General features: G+C 35.0%; 13 protein-coding genes. 4 read left to right on the top strand and 9 right to left on the bottom strand.

Going from position 1 to position 13,831, the window contains the following annotated elements; translation table 11 throughout:
- The first annotated feature begins 351 nt into the window (after window positions 1-351).
- From DCO46_RS00380 to DCO46_RS00370, 3 genes are all read left to right on the top strand, one after another.
- Window positions 352-1,533, top strand: coding sequence for an ankyrin repeat domain-containing protein (locus tag DCO46_RS00380; protein ID WP_116750692.1), 1,182 nt, complete (start codon window positions 352-354; stop codon window positions 1,531-1,533).
- A gap of 28 nt (window positions 1,534-1,561) precedes the next feature.
- A complete protein-coding gene (locus DCO46_RS00375; protein ID WP_243416224.1) occupies window positions 1,562-2,908 on the top strand; it encodes an ankyrin repeat domain-containing protein in 1,347 nt (448 codons plus the stop codon).
- A gap of 146 nt (window positions 2,909-3,054) precedes the next feature.
- Window positions 3,055-4,119, top strand: a complete 1,065-nt coding sequence (locus DCO46_RS00370) for an ankyrin repeat domain-containing protein (RefSeq protein ID WP_116750610.1) — start codon at window positions 3,055-3,057, stop codon at window positions 4,117-4,119.
- A gap of 107 nt (window positions 4,120-4,226) precedes the next feature.
- Here DCO46_RS00370 and DCO46_RS00365 read toward each other — a convergent pair whose 3' ends face one another.
- The 9 genes from DCO46_RS00365 to DCO46_RS00325 all read right to left on the bottom strand — a co-directional run bounded on the left by DCO46_RS00365 (window position 4,227) and on the right by DCO46_RS00325 (window position 13,336).
- Window positions 4,227-4,457, bottom strand: coding sequence for a ferredoxin (locus DCO46_RS00365; protein ID WP_116750609.1), 231 nt, complete (start codon window positions 4,455-4,457; stop codon window positions 4,227-4,229).
- Window positions 4,457-5,698, bottom strand: a complete 1,242-nt coding sequence (locus DCO46_RS00360; RefSeq protein ID WP_116750608.1) for a peptidase U32 family protein — start codon at window positions 5,696-5,698, stop codon at window positions 4,457-4,459. Before DCO46_RS00360 ends, DCO46_RS00365 begins: the two co-directional genes overlap by 1 nt.
- A 6-nt stretch (window positions 5,699-5,704) precedes the next feature.
- Window positions 5,705-7,063 (bottom strand): rhodanese-related sulfurtransferase, encoded by a 1,359-nt coding sequence (locus DCO46_RS00355; RefSeq protein ID WP_116750607.1) that lies wholly within the window; start codon window positions 7,061-7,063, stop codon window positions 5,705-5,707.
- 218 nt (window positions 7,064-7,281) lie between these two features.
- Entirely contained in the window at window positions 7,282-7,692 is a 411-nt protein-coding gene (locus DCO46_RS00350) for a BrxA/BrxB family bacilliredoxin (protein ID WP_116750606.1), read from the bottom strand.
- A 127-nt stretch (window positions 7,693-7,819) separates the two neighbouring features.
- A complete protein-coding gene (locus DCO46_RS00345; RefSeq protein WP_116750605.1) occupies window positions 7,820-8,980 on the bottom strand; it encodes a lycopene cyclase family protein in 1,161 nt (386 codons plus the stop codon).
- Between the two features lie 18 nt (window positions 8,981-8,998).
- Window positions 8,999-9,463, bottom strand: coding sequence for a thioredoxin family protein (locus tag DCO46_RS00340; protein WP_116750604.1), 465 nt, complete (start codon window positions 9,461-9,463; stop codon window positions 8,999-9,001).
- Between the two features lie 161 nt (window positions 9,464-9,624).
- On the bottom strand, window positions 9,625-11,913 hold the full coding sequence (locus DCO46_RS00335) for a TonB-dependent receptor (RefSeq protein WP_116750603.1): 2,289 nt from the start codon (window positions 11,911-11,913) through the stop codon (window positions 9,625-9,627).
- Between the two features lie 162 nt (window positions 11,914-12,075).
- Window positions 12,076-12,987, bottom strand: a complete 912-nt coding sequence (locus DCO46_RS00330) for an NAD(P)/FAD-dependent oxidoreductase (RefSeq protein WP_116750602.1) — start codon at window positions 12,985-12,987, stop codon at window positions 12,076-12,078.
- 4 nt (window positions 12,988-12,991) lie between these two features.
- Window positions 12,992-13,336 carry a MerC domain-containing protein gene (locus DCO46_RS00325; RefSeq protein ID WP_116750691.1) on the bottom strand — a complete coding sequence of 115 codons (345 nt, stop codon included), beginning with the start codon at window positions 13,334-13,336 and terminating at the stop codon, window positions 12,992-12,994.
- 95 nt (window positions 13,337-13,431) lie between these two features.
- Between DCO46_RS00325 and DCO46_RS00320 the strand changes: the two genes are divergently transcribed.
- Window positions 13,432-13,821 carry a Fur family transcriptional regulator gene (locus DCO46_RS00320; protein WP_116750601.1) on the top strand — a complete coding sequence of 130 codons (390 nt, stop codon included), beginning with the start codon at window positions 13,432-13,434 and terminating at the stop codon, window positions 13,819-13,821.
- Window positions 13,822-13,831 lie beyond the last annotated feature (10 nt).

The following is a 13,831-nucleotide window of genomic DNA, read 5'->3' as shown; positions in this document are numbered from 1 at the left end:
AAAAAGACGACTTAAGTTCATAAACGTTTAATCGGTAAAGATAGTATTTTTTTTATTTGGCTTTATATGTATTAAATCTTAAGGGATGTTAAATAAAAAAATGCTTTCTATCAGATTAATTAATCTTATCAAAACCTCTTTAATACTCTTTTTTTATCAAAAACTGACGCAAGATATTTGATAAAAACCCTATTCTGTCAATTTTATAACATAAACAGACGTTTTTAATTTTAATTCTGAAATATATTTATCGTTTTTATGTTTTATCTTACAATCCGGTTTATGGCTTCAAAATTCAAAATTCTGAAGCCACAGAATCTATTATATACCTATCATTTTAATATTTTATACATGCACACACAAAACATTATTGAACAGTACATTTTTCAGGGAAATCTTGACGCTGCAAGAGAAGCAATCAAAAACGGAGAACCTTTTTCTGAGCAATATCTTAAAAATAACTTTTCGCAAATAACAGCAAAAATCATAGATTCAAAAGCGAATGACCTCATAGAAGCTTTAATAAAGGCGGGTTTTATAGAAACCGATATTTACGAACTGGACAACTTTGATAAATCCATATTCAGCTCTCTTTCCAGAAATATAAAAAATGATGAAGAGTCTCTTTCTTTTTTTAAGGAAATAATGTCAAAAGTCGACAATGTTAATGACGAAATCAGCGATCAGACTTTATTGGGTTATTTTATCGAAAAAGAAGCTGTTCCGGAAGCAATTAAAAGTTTAATTGAAGATTTCGGCTGTAACGCTCAATATAAAAACAACGCACAGGAAAACCTGATTCATAAAATTGTAAATAACTATTCCCTAAATGCCGAAAAAGGACAGGAATATATTAAAATACTACTCGAAAACAGTGTTGACATCAATGACAAAAATGTAGTAGGAACCACCCCATTAATGTACGCCGTTAAAAGAAACAAAAAAGAATATATCCCATTGCTGTTAGAAAATGGTGCCGATCCTAACGAAACAGACAATCAGGAAAACAGTGCGTTTTATTATGCTGTTGGTGAGCAATTTTCAATTCCGATGTATGAGCTTTTAGCAGAATCGTCATTAGCCAATTTCAATACTATCAATAAAGATGGCAGAACTCTGCTGACAGAATTTATCCGAATGATGTCTGATTCAGAGAATGATTTGAATTCACTTCAAAGATTATTATCAGATGGCGCTGACTTAAATCACTGTGCTCAATATTATGGAAATCCAAAATCGGGTTTAGATTACATTGCTGAGAAAAAATCGAGTATTCTAAAATCGGTATTAGACATCGGATCAATTGATGTTAACGAACAGGACAACCAGGGAAATACGATATTACATAAAGTCTGTGCTTACAATGTAAATTATGATGCTGAAGCGGCAAAAGAAATTTACAGAAAAGTAAAATTACTTCTTGAAAATGGTGCTGATAAAAATATTACCAACGATAAAGATGAAACTGCTCTCACACTTGCTTCTGCAGACAATTTGAAAATTAAGACTGTTGAACTTTTAATGAAAGCCTAAACTTATATAAAATCTAGATTCTATGTCAATGTCATTTATAATTGCCTGCGAAAACGGCAACAGAAAAATAGCCGAATTACTTCTTCAAAATAAAGAAGTAGATGTAAAATATACGGATGAAAAAGGAAGAACTGCCCTTCATTATGCCGCTCACAGGGGATATCTGGATATTGTAAAAATTTTATCCGAGGATGGTGCCGATCTCAACTATGAAGATCATCAGGGAGAAACACCTTTGTACTTTGCCTGTTTACAAAAACAAAAGCAAACTGCTTTATATCTTTTAGAAAATGGTGCAGAAATCACCAAAAACGATAAGTATGGAAATAGTCTTTTGCATTTAGTCGTCCAAACTGCTCAAATTGAAATTGCAACAAAGTTGCTTGAAGCAGGAATTGATGTTAATCTTCTGAATAACAATGGCGAAACACCTTTGTTATTAGCTTCAGCAAAACTGAACAGAGAAATTATTCAATTGCTTTTAGACAAAGGAGCCGATATTAATGTGACGGATAAACAAGGAAATACACCTCTACTTTATGCCTGTTACACAAAATCGATTCCGATGGTTACTTTGCTTCTCGATAATAGCGCAGACATTAACCATGTAAATCATTCTGGCGAAAATGCTCTTTTGATTGCCTGTTACGAAACCAACCGAATGCTGGCAAAACTTTTAATAGAAAGAGGAGCCGATGTATTTACTTCCAACAATAATGGATATTCTCCAATTTGGTACGCCTGCTCCAACAATCAAAAAGAAATTGTGGCATTGTTTTTAGAAAACGGAGTAGATGTAAACTATAGCAAACCTGTCGCAGGCGATACTTCATCAATGAATGATTATCTGGATTGGATTGTAAGCGCTACTAATATTGCTAACGAATCTACTTTTACACTTAACAGCAATTATACTTATGGTGGTGAAAGTCTTTTACATGTGGCTACCAAAAAAGGTAATTTAAGCATGGTAAAATTGTTAATCGAAGCCGGAGCCAATATCAACATTCAGGACGAATCAGGAAATACGCCTTTGCATTACAGCGCAGCCAACGGAAAGAAAGATGTTGTTAAATATTTATTGGACAATAAAGCCGATGCCGCAATCGTAAACGTAAAAGAACAAAAAGCGATTGATTATTCGAATGTAAAAGGCTTTAATGAAATTACAGAATTAATCCTGAAATATGCACCATCCGGAACAATTGTTAATCCGATACATACAACTCCGCAAACTGAAGCACCAAAAGCCGACACATCAAATTCCATAGAAGCCAAGAAAAAAGCGCTACTGGATTTAAAAGAACTTCTGGATGCCGGAATTCTAACAGCAGAAGAATTTGAAAATGAAAAAAGTAAAGTTTTAAAAGGATAAATAACAAAGTGGAATCTGAACCTTAGGTTTATAATATGTAAGTTCCTGTATTTGGGACAACTTACAACCTTCAAATTACTGTATTATAATTAATTTCAGATTACCTACTTTGAGGCAAATGTTCTGGTAAATAGTTTAGAAAAAGAATGGCAAAGAAAAAGAAAACACTTCCTAAAAATTTTGACGAATTAATTGAGAAGAAAGATATTGAAGCTTTAAAAGCAGTATTTGATACCTGTGAATTGGAAGCAAGGGGTGGTTATGGAAAATCAACAGCATTAAGCTTTTGGAGTATTCCTGATGAACTGGTACGCTGGCTGGTACAAAACGGTGCAGATATAGAAGCGGTTGATATTTATAAGCGTACTGCATTACATCAAAATGCAATGATACACACTGGCAAGATAACAACTTTATTAGAACTCGGTGCAAATGTACATGCAATAGACAATTATGGAGATACGCCTTTACATTTTGCCACTAGCAGTGGCTTTAATGCAGATGCTGTTAAAAAACTGATTGAATATGGAGCAGACATCAATTCATTGAATAACAGCAAACAAACTCCATTAGAACGTGCTCTGATTAGGGCAAATAATACAAACCTTGTAAATTTGGTCAAAATATCAAAACTACTTTTAAAATCTGACAGCAAAATAAGTCAAACCATGAAAGATGCTGTCATCCGTAGAGGGGAAGATTTTGAATTTCACAGAGAAAATTTCAATAAAGATTTTTTAGAAGAAACAGACAATGCACTAAACGAACTTTATGAAATCTATGATGTTTCGCCTGTAAAAAGGCGCATTCTGCACGACGGTGTGTCTCCAATTTTTGTTACAGGTTCAACCTGGAAAGAACAGTACGAAAAACTATGGGAACTCTTAATACCATCAAGAGGTAGTTCGAAAACCGTACAAGGCGAAGTAATACGCATTGCAGGAAAAGTGAGAGATGAAATATATAGAAACGGTGGAGGAAATTGGAATATTGATTTCAAAAAAATGTTAGATGCCTTTTTTATCCATTTATCCTCAAACAATTCACTTCCTGATGACGAACTTGCAAAAGCAGATTTAATTATAAAAGATATTCGCAAAAACGGAGATGGAGAAACTGATGAACTTAATTTTTTATGCGAACTCGCAACTAAATGGGTTCTTGCCAATACGAGCCCTGTTTTACTCAGCAAACCAAATTATAAAAGATAAGTCATAAGCAACTTTAAATGATATAAAAAATGAACTTCCCTAAAAAAAGTTAGATCCTTATTTAGGGAAGTTCAAATTATGATTCTTTTTATGACTAAAATATATTTCTATGTTTCCTTAACCGTAATAATCTTCACCGGACAAGCCTTAGCTGCCAGCTCACAGCTTTCTACAATGGTATGATTAGGGGATTTCAGAGTATAAAATCCTTTTGCGTTTTGTGAATGAATTAAAACAGATTTCCCGTCTTTCCTGGACATTTGAAAATGAACCGGATCCATCTCAACACAGTAGTTACAACCAATGCATTTATCTCTTTGTAAAGTAATAATAACCATTATGCCTCAACAATTTTATATAATTTGTCAGACATTCTGATTCTGAATGGCAATTTGAAACTGCAGTCATCCCCTTTTATTGCTTTTTCTCCGGCAGTATCATTCACAAACATTTCGTCAATAATCATTTCCTGAGCTCCCGTACTTGGTCCGGTTACGAGAATTTTATCTCCAATTTTTATATCGTAAGCTTCAATTTTAAACTGCCCTACTTCAGCTTTTGGGAAATAATGTGTGCCTTTTCCAACGTAAACCTTTTTCTGCGTTGCTGCAGATCCCGGAATATCGCTCCATTCTCCTAATTCCTGACCCAGATAATAACCAGACCAGAATCCACGATTGTAAACGGTGTTTAAAGCTTCCATCCAAATTGCGGTTTTTTCTTTTGAGAATGTTCCATCATAATAGGCATCGATGGCCTCCCGATAGGTTTTGATTACTGTCGCTACATATTCCGGAGCACGCCCACGTCCTTCGATTTTTAGAACCTGAATTCCCGAATCGATAACCTGATCTAAAAAATCGAGTGTACATAAATCTTTGGGAGACATCATATACTCATTATCGAGTTCGATCTCAAAACCTGTTTCCTGATCGATAACGGTATATTTTTTTCGACAGTTTTGTTTGCAGGCCCCACGATTCGCAGATGAATTATGCGAATGTAAACTCAAATAACATTTTCCTGAAACGGCCATGCATAAAGCACCGTGACCAAAAATTTCGATTTCCACTAAATTTCCGTTTGGTCCTTTTATCTGTTCTTTTTCAATTTGAGCTGTAATATTCTTTACCTGACGTAAACTTAATTCCCGGCTCAAAACCATTGTATCAGTAAATAAACTATAGAATTTTATGGTTTCGATATTGGTTACATTCAGCTGTGTAGAAATATGCACTTCCATTCCAATCGACCTTGCCATCGCAATTACAGCCTGGTCAGAAGCTATTACTGCCGTAATATTGGCTTCTTTAGCTTTATTTAATAATGTTTTTACAACCGATAAATCGTGATCGTAAATAATGGTGTTTAACGTAAGATAGCTTCGAACATTTTTGGCTTCACAGCGGGCAGCGATTTCTTTTAAATTTTCAATAGTGAAATTTACCGTTGATCTTGCGCGCATGTTCAGCTGTTCAACTCCAAAATATACAGAATCACAACCATTATCTAAGGCAGCCTGAAGTGACTCAAAGTTCCCGGCGGGAGCCATGAGTTCGATTTTGTTATTCAATGTCATGATAAACTATTCTAAAATCTTATACAATTTATCTGACAAACGAATACGAAAAGGAATTTCGAAAGTAACCTTATCACCAATTTTAGCAGATTGAGTTTCTGCGCCATCAACGATTATTTTGTCCAAAACCAATTCCTGATTACCTGTAGTTGGTCCGGAAATTAAGATTTTATCACCGCTGTTTAGTTCGTGATTTTCTATTGTAAATTGTCCTACTTGCGCTTTTACATAATAGTGTTCTGCTTTTCCAAGTAGTACTTTCTTAACTTTTATCTTCTGGCGGATATCGGCAGGTTTGTTTGCTGCAGCCAAAGCAGCATCTGGCAATTCTCCAGAATGCTTGAACTTTAGATTTTCAGATTTTCCTTTTCTGAAAACCTTATTGCCAACTTGTTGTCCGGTTCTTAACCTTACCTGATCTACTAATGGCATATGAATAATATCCAGACATTCCGTAGAACAGCAGTTTTCCATTGCAGCTTTACAGTCGTCACACTGGATAAACAATAAATGACATCCGTCATTTTCGCAATTGGTATGGTTATCACAAGGTTTTCCGCATTGATGGCATTGCGAAATAATATCATCCGTAATTCTTTCGCCCAGACGATTATCAAAAACGAAATTTTTTCCAATAAATTTACTTTCCAGACCTTCTTCCTGAAGCTGTTTCGCATAGTTGATGATTCCACCTTCCAGTTGATAAACATTTTTAAAGCCCTGGTGTTTGAAATAAGCACTTGCTTTCTCGCAACGGATTCCTCCGGTACAATACATTACCAGATTTTTATCTTCTTTATAATTTTGAAGCTGTTCGTTGATAATTGGTAAACTTTCTCTGAAAGTTTCAACGTCCGGAGTTATAGCACCTTTAAAATGTCCGACTTCACTCTCATAGTGATTTCTAAAATCTACTACAATAGTATTGGGATCATCAAGGATTTCGTTAAATTCTTTGGCTTTCAGGTGAATGCCTATATTGGTTACATCAAAAGTGTCATCATTTAAACCGTCGGCAACAATTTTGTGACGAACTTTAATGGTCAATTTTAAAAATGAGTGATCATCATGTTCAACAGCTTCATTCAAACGAATGCCTTTCATGAAATCATAAACTTCAAGAGTTGTTCTGAAAGCCTCCAGATTTTCGGCAGGAATGCTCATTTGGGCATTAATTCCTTCATTGGCAACATAAATTCGGCCTAATGCATCGAGTGCATTCCAGGCTAAAAATAAATCATCGCGAAATTTTTTGGGATCTTGAATTTTGGCATACGCATAGAAAGACAACGTAAGACGTTGTTGACCTGCATCATCGATCATGATGGCTCTTTCTTCTGCGCTCAAAGTGTTGTACAGTTGCATGCTATAAACAGTTTTAAGTTTAGAAATTATTTTTTGAAGGTGCAAAGCTACGAAAAAGGTTCAAAGTTGCAAAGAATCAAAGAGACAAAGGTTCTGAGATACTGAGTTGCTAAGACTCTAAGCCTTTAACACGGATCTAGTAAAAACAAAAAAGCACTAAATTAATAGTGCTTTTAAAATCTTTGTACCTCTGTACTTTTACTGTTTTGAACCTTTAATTAGCAGAATTCATTGAATGCATCCTGTAAATTCTCAGCGATTAATTCAGCTGGACGACCTTCGATGTGGTGACGCTCTAACATGTGAACTAATTCTCCGTTTTTGAACAAAGCCATAGATGGCGATGATGGAGGAAAAGGGAACATATGTTGTCTTGCTGCATCAACAGCTTCTTTATCAACACCAGCAAAAACAGTAATTAAGTGATCTGGTTTTTTAGCACCTTCTAAACTCATTTTTGCTCCCGGACGTGCATTTCTTGCAGCACAACCGCAAACAGAGTTTACAACAACTAAAGTGGTACCTTCAGCTTTGATAGCATTATCTACAGCTTCAGCACTATGTAAATCTTGAAAACCAGCAGCAGTTAATTCAGCTTCCATTGGTCTTACCATTTCTTGTGGATACATATTGGTATATTTTTAAATTTTACTTTTGAACTGCAAAGTTACAAAGTTTACTCACAACTACTTAATTTGAAGTATAAAGTTTTGTTATAGTTCGATTGATTAATTCTTATCTGCATAAAAAAGTCTTTTATTTAAATTTCAATCTAAACAAAGCCCTAATAAATGGTCCTTTCGGGCACTTTAAAATAACTTTAAAATCCTCAATCAAAGAGGTTTCTTCATCTAGAAATTTGAAAATCAATCCTGGACTTCCTTTTTTGAATAAGGAAGAAAAAATCTGGTTCCCCAGCTCATTATGCCGATACAGGATATCCAAAAGCAGTAAATCATAAAACCAAAATCTGGATTTTTTATGGAAGTCCTTCATTTTGAAGCCTTCTGTCTGAATAAAATTTACCAAATCTGTTGATTTTTTATCTGAATTTTTAAATGTATAACCGGTACTCGCTTTTGTCCATCCGCCGGCAGTCCCTATATTCAGAACCCGTTTGGTATTTCTTTTCCAAAACGGAAAACAAGTCATCGGAATACTACCCTGCTCTTTTTCAACGATTTCATAAGCTGTTGCGCCTAACTTTTTTAAATACTTTTGAATTTCATTTTCATATTCGTCCTGCTGGAGTAATTTATCTGAGAATAAGGTATATTCTACTAAAGCTTCGGTTTTCGAAGTTGGCAAAACATACATAAAACGGGTATTCCCTTTTTGTTCTACTGAAAAATCCATGAAAGTCGCCTGTTCAGGATTGAAGATTTCAATGTTGCTTTTGATAAACCAGCCTATAAAATGCTGCTGCAAAACAGGGTATTTGGTTTGACTTTCGGCAAAAGTTTTGGTGTAAATACTATTAAATAAATAACTGCAGGTGTAGCGATTGTATTCCGTACCAACAAAAACATGGGTTTCCTGTTCGTTGATGTCGGTTACTTTTTCTTTTAAAAAGGTAATATTGGAATGTTTTGAAATTTCTTCCAAAACAAAATTATAGAAGTCTAATCCGCGGATTTGATTGTATTGATAGGGCTTTAAATCTAGATCACGCTTAAATTTTTCATTCGCAAACAAAGCCGAATTCCATTTTTTTGAGATAACCGAATTCCAAATACTTTCACCTTTATCCCAAAAACACCAGGTTCTGTCATTGGTCTTCTTAAAATTTTCATCCAAAAGCAATATAGACTTGTCTTCGAATTTACCAGCCTGAATCATTTTATAAACAGTCATCAAAGCCGATAAACCCGTTCCGGTAAAAATGTAATCGAAATGTTTGATTTGTGAGGAATTCATTCTCAAAAATAAGAAAATTTATTTTTCCAGTTTTTCCAAAAGAAGTTTAAAATCCTTTATCGATAAATAATTCGAATACTGAAAGATGATTTCTTTTTTCTCATTCAAAACACATACAACCGGATATACTATCTGATTGTTATTTGTTCCAAGCTGTAAAGCCAGTTCATGAACTCCGACATTGTTTCCTGAAGGCTGATATTTAAATGTCTGATTATTAAATCTTATCTCACGTCTTTCTTCGGCATTCAAATCAATAAAATAGAAATCTGAATTCAGTTTTTTAATGATTTCATGATTTTTAAAAGTTGTCGTTTTCATTTGCTGACAAAACTGACACCAATCGGTATGAATGAAAACAATTATTTTTTTCTTTTGAATTAGCTGCAGGCTGTCTGCTTCTTCAAAGGTTCTGCTTTTTAACTGGCAGAAACCTGTTGAAGTTATTCCGAAGAGAATAATAAATATAAACAGCTTTTTCATTCTTTTTGTTTTTTATCATAGATTTCACATATTAAAAGGATTTTTCGTCTGTCAGGCTGAGCGAAGTCGAAGCCCGCTCCAGTTGGCGAACCCTTCGACTTCGCTCAGGGTGACAATTAATAAAAATCATTTTAATCTGTACAAAATGAGGCTCATAAATTTTATCTAAACGTATAGCGCAACCCAAAAAATCCACGAATGGTCTGGTTTTGCCCGTAAACATACGTTGTATCAAAAGTCAATCCGTACGGATTATCCGGCGTATCTACAATCTGGCCTTTCGGAACTACATTACCACGAATACCAACAGCGGTTCCATCTGAAATTTGGACATTTTTATCAAAAGGATCGTTCGTTCTTGAAATCAAAAACGGATTATTTTGCTTTGGTGTAAAGTTCAGCAGATTTTTGATTCCACCGTAAACTTCAAAATTCTTCCATCCCGAATACGTAAACTGGATGTTCTGAATACTATACCATGGCGATTTTGGGCTTCGCGGATCCGTCTCGCTCAACAATGGCAAATTCATCGGACTGTAAACATTTCCGGTATAATCCATGGATAAATGCCAGGGTTCTATTTTATACGAAACGCTCCACGTTCCTGTAAAACTCTCCGTTAAGTAAGGGCGTTGCGAAATTCCGTTTTCAACATTTTTATTGTCCAGAACCGTTGCTCCTACTATAAATTTTAACCCTGAAGGAAAATTAAGATCTACGTTCGTACTAATACCCTGACTGATTGCATAACCGTCAATATTATCGTAAATGATTTCATTCGGATTTGTTTCATAGTCGGAAATGATTTTATTGCTGAATCTGGTATAAAATGCCGTTGTTTCAATTCCCATAAAAGTTCCGTTCCCGAAATTAATTTTCTGAATATAATTCAGGTTGACATTTACCGATTGTTCCGGATTCAGATTATTGGCAAGTACAACATCTCTCGAACCTGTTAAGGCAGCATGATCTTCGGTAAATAAATTCACAACCCTAAATCCGGTTCCGGCATTTAAACGGAAAATCGTGTTTTCATTTGCCTTGAAGCGATATGCCAGTCTGGGTGTTAAGATAGATCCGTGAATGGAATTATAATCATAACGCATACCTAATAAAAGCTGGCTTTTTGGAGAAAACGTAATCTCGTCCTGAACAAAAATTCCGGGAAGCCAGGTATTTTCAGCTTCTTTTGTTGCAGTTGTATTGTCGTCGTAATAAGTATAACGGCTGGCAATTCCGGCAAGAAGATCATTTCTTCCTATCTTTTTATCCCACGTCAGCTGCAGGAAACCAATTTTCTGATTGGCGATATAAGAAGTCGTTCCGTAGCGACTGTCCTGATAATGAACATTTCCGGAAAAGGAAAGCATCAGTTTTTCTTCAAAAGGCAATTGATAACTTCCGATTAATTCGGCTCTTTTGGTGTAAATACTTTCACCGTAGATTTCGTCACCTCCCCGATATTTCTTTTCCCAACGAATATCCCCGCCCCATCGATCTTCATACATTCCGCGTGCTGCAATGGTAAACAAACGGTTATCATTTCGCTTAAAACTCCATTTATTAAAAACCGAAATCCTTTCTGAAAGCGTAACATCGGTAAAATTATCCTTGTCTTTGTCTATAACCTGATCGTAGTTGAAATAGTTTATACCCAAAAGAGAAACCGCTTTTTTTCCGGCATTAAACTTCATTCCCAAATCAAGATTACTTTCAAAATAAGAAGTGGTAAAATAATCTGCAGAAAAAACAGGAGCGTTTGTTGGGCTTTTAGTAATAATATTGATTAAGCCCCCAACCGCTTCGCTTCCGTATAGAGACGACGCCGGACCTTTTACGATTTCAATTCTTTCTACAAGAGAATTCGGAATCCCGGACAGGCCATAAACTGTCGACAGACTGCTCACAATTGGCATTCCGTCAATTAAAACCAGAGTATAGGGTCCTTCAAGTCCATTGATATGAATATCACCCGTATTACAAACACCACAATTCAACTGCGGACGAACTCCATTTATGTTTTGAAGTGCATCATAAATACTTGGAGTTGGGTTCTTCTTAAAGAAAGCCGGCGAATAAACCTCAACCGGAACGGCACTTTCTAATCGTCTCACAGGTTTTAAAGTTCCTGAAACAACCACTTCATTCAATTCATTTTTATCTTCTTTGAGTTCAAAATCAAGGTTTAAATCCTGATTTTCCAAAACTGATATTTTTTGAGTAACTGTTCTCAACCCTGCAGCAGCAACAGACAATCTATAAGTACCAATCGGTATATTGCTCAGTTTATAAAATCCTAAACTGTCTGTTTCTGTTTTAAAATCTGTATTAAGAAGTTTTACTTCTACTTTTCCTGCTTCAAAAGCATCGGAAGTTATTTTACCGGAAATAGTTTGTGCATAGCTGGCTTTCGCCGAAATTAAAAATAATATCGAAAATAAATATTTCATTATTGTAAAATTAAATTTAGACAAATCTAAAAATTAAATTTGACAAATAATGTTTCTAAGTTAAAAACTTTAAAATGAATATGTAACATCCATTAAAATAAGAGCAATTAAACCACATACCTATTAGTATTTTAATCCGGGTTGAATAAATTGCGTCAAAACCTAGACGAAATTTTCATCAATCAATGTTTTGTTAATACTGGCACCTGCAAAAGAACCTGATGAAACTGCCATTGCCACAGACCTTGCCTGAATACAGCTGTCTCCGCATGCATATATTCCGTCGATAGTTGTTTTTTGAAACATGTCAACTTTAATCAGTCCCGTTTCTGTCAATTCACAGCCTAATTCTATTGGTAAAAGACAATGCTGTTCAAACGGTGGTCTCGCATAAATTGCTTTTACATCAATTTTGGATCGGTCTTTAAAAATAATCTCCTCAATTTTTCCACTTTCGTGAATGAATGAATCAATTTCTTCCTCTACAACTTCAATGTTTTTCTTTTTAAGGGTCTGCAGTTGGGCGGAAGTTAATATGGATTTTCCGTTGGTTAAAAGTTTTAGATCTTTTGTCCAGTTTGAAATCATTTTTACATATTCAAATCCCAATTCCCCGTTGCCAATTACAGCAGTCTTCTCTGCCTTTACTTCATATCCATGACAATACGGACAATGTATAACAGAGATTCCCCAACATTCAGAAAATCCTGGAATACTGGGTAATAAATCCTTTACTCCGGTTGCAAACAATATTTTCTTTCCGGTAAAAGTAGATCCTGATGCTGTTGTGACTTCAAATCCTGATGCTGTTTTGGTGCAGCTTATTGCCAATGTTGTATGAAACTGTACTGTATCATAAAAGTCGACTTGTACTTTGGCCTTTGCCGAAATAACCGCAGGAACTTCACCATCATGTGTAATGAAGTTATGCGAATGTGGTGTTTGCCGGTTGCAAGGCAATCCGCTGTCTATAACTAAAACTTGTCGCAGTGACCGTCCGAGACTCATAGCAGCTGAAAGTCCGCTGTAACTTCCGCCCACAATTATAACCTCAAAATCTTGTTGTTGTATCATAGTGTTATTTTTTATGTGATTTATAATTTAAAAAATGGCCGATTACCATACCAACTCCACCAATAAACATTAGATCGAGATGAATTTCCAAAAAGATTTCCGTCAAAATACTAATCCAGATTAGTGTTATTGATATTATAAGAATACCCGAGATGATGCTATTTGTTTTTTTAATAATTTTGACAATTGCAAAAAGTCCAATTAGAGCAAAAGCCAAATCGATATACGGATTATGATTTAAGCCCAAAGGCAGGATCGTAAGCATCGGAAAAATTAAGCAATGCACCAGACAAACTGAGGCACTTGAAATTCCTAAAATATCGTAAATGGAGGTGGTAATTTTTTTCATTTTATTATACATTTATTTAATGCAACTATGTTGCAAATATACATTATTTTTTAAATTTGCAACATAGTTGCATTAAATATATTCAGCACCCTTATATGAAAACTACGAGGAACACCACAGCAAAGACGGCGGTTACAGAGATTCTTAAGGAATCTAAAACAGCCTTGTCTCATTCAGAGATTCATAAATTAACAAAGGATTTGTGTGATCGTGTTACTATTTACAGAATACTAGACCGATTGGTAAATGATGATATTGTACATAAAATTGTTGATTTGGACGGAACTGTAAAATATGCCAAATGCAATCATGCGAGCCGTGTTCATATTCATAATCATGCTCACTTTAGCTGTGAGAATTGTCACGAGATAACTTGCCTCGAAAGTGTAAAACCGAGTTATATTATTCCACACAATTATAAAGTGAATGACATCAATTTTACCTTGTCGGGTCTATGCCCAAATTGTTTAAATTCTAACATTTAAGTTTTAGGCG

It is taken from the genome of Flavobacterium sp. HTF (assembly GCF_003105115.1).
GTDB lineage: Bacteria > Bacteroidota > Bacteroidia > Flavobacteriales > Flavobacteriaceae > Flavobacterium.
The sequence above is the reverse complement of the archived record's forward strand: the minus strand, read 5'-3'. Positions and strand labels throughout refer to the sequence as shown.

Coding starts and splice junctions, on each gene's coding strand:
- DCO46_RS00350 (WP_116750606.1), bottom strand. CDS start 7,692: ATGTATCCACAAGAAATGGTAAGACCAATGGAAGCTGAATTAACTGCT.
- DCO46_RS00380 (WP_116750692.1), top strand. CDS start 352: ATGCACACACAAAACATTATTGAACAGTACATTTTTCAGGGAAATCTT.
- DCO46_RS00340 (WP_116750604.1), bottom strand. CDS start 9,463: ATGAAAAAGCTGTTTATATTTATTATTCTCTTCGGAATAACTTCAACA.
- DCO46_RS00355 (WP_116750607.1), bottom strand. CDS start 7,063: ATGCAACTGTACAACACTTTGAGCGCAGAAGAAAGAGCCATCATGATC.
- DCO46_RS00375 (WP_243416224.1), top strand. CDS start 1,562: ATGTCATTTATAATTGCCTGCGAAAACGGCAACAGAAAAATAGCCGAA.
- DCO46_RS00370 (WP_116750610.1), top strand. CDS start 3,055: ATGGCAAAGAAAAAGAAAACACTTCCTAAAAATTTTGACGAATTAATT.
- DCO46_RS00330 (WP_116750602.1), bottom strand. CDS start 12,987: ATGATACAACAACAAGATTTTGAGGTTATAATTGTGGGCGGAAGTTAC.
- DCO46_RS00325 (WP_116750691.1), bottom strand. CDS start 13,336: ATGAAAAAAATTACCACCTCCATTTACGATATTTTAGGAATTTCAAGT.
- DCO46_RS00360 (WP_116750608.1), bottom strand. CDS start 5,698: ATGACATTGAATAACAAAATCGAACTCATGGCTCCCGCCGGGAACTTT.
- DCO46_RS00335 (WP_116750603.1), bottom strand. CDS start 11,913: ATGAAATATTTATTTTCGATATTATTTTTAATTTCGGCGAAAGCCAGC.
- DCO46_RS00345 (WP_116750605.1), bottom strand. CDS start 8,980: ATGAATTCCTCACAAATCAAACATTTCGATTACATTTTTACCGGAACG.
- DCO46_RS00320 (WP_116750601.1), top strand. CDS start 13,432: ATGAAAACTACGAGGAACACCACAGCAAAGACGGCGGTTACAGAGATT.
- DCO46_RS00365 (WP_116750609.1), bottom strand. CDS start 4,457: ATGGTTATTATTACTTTACAAAGAGATAAATGCATTGGTTGTAACTAC.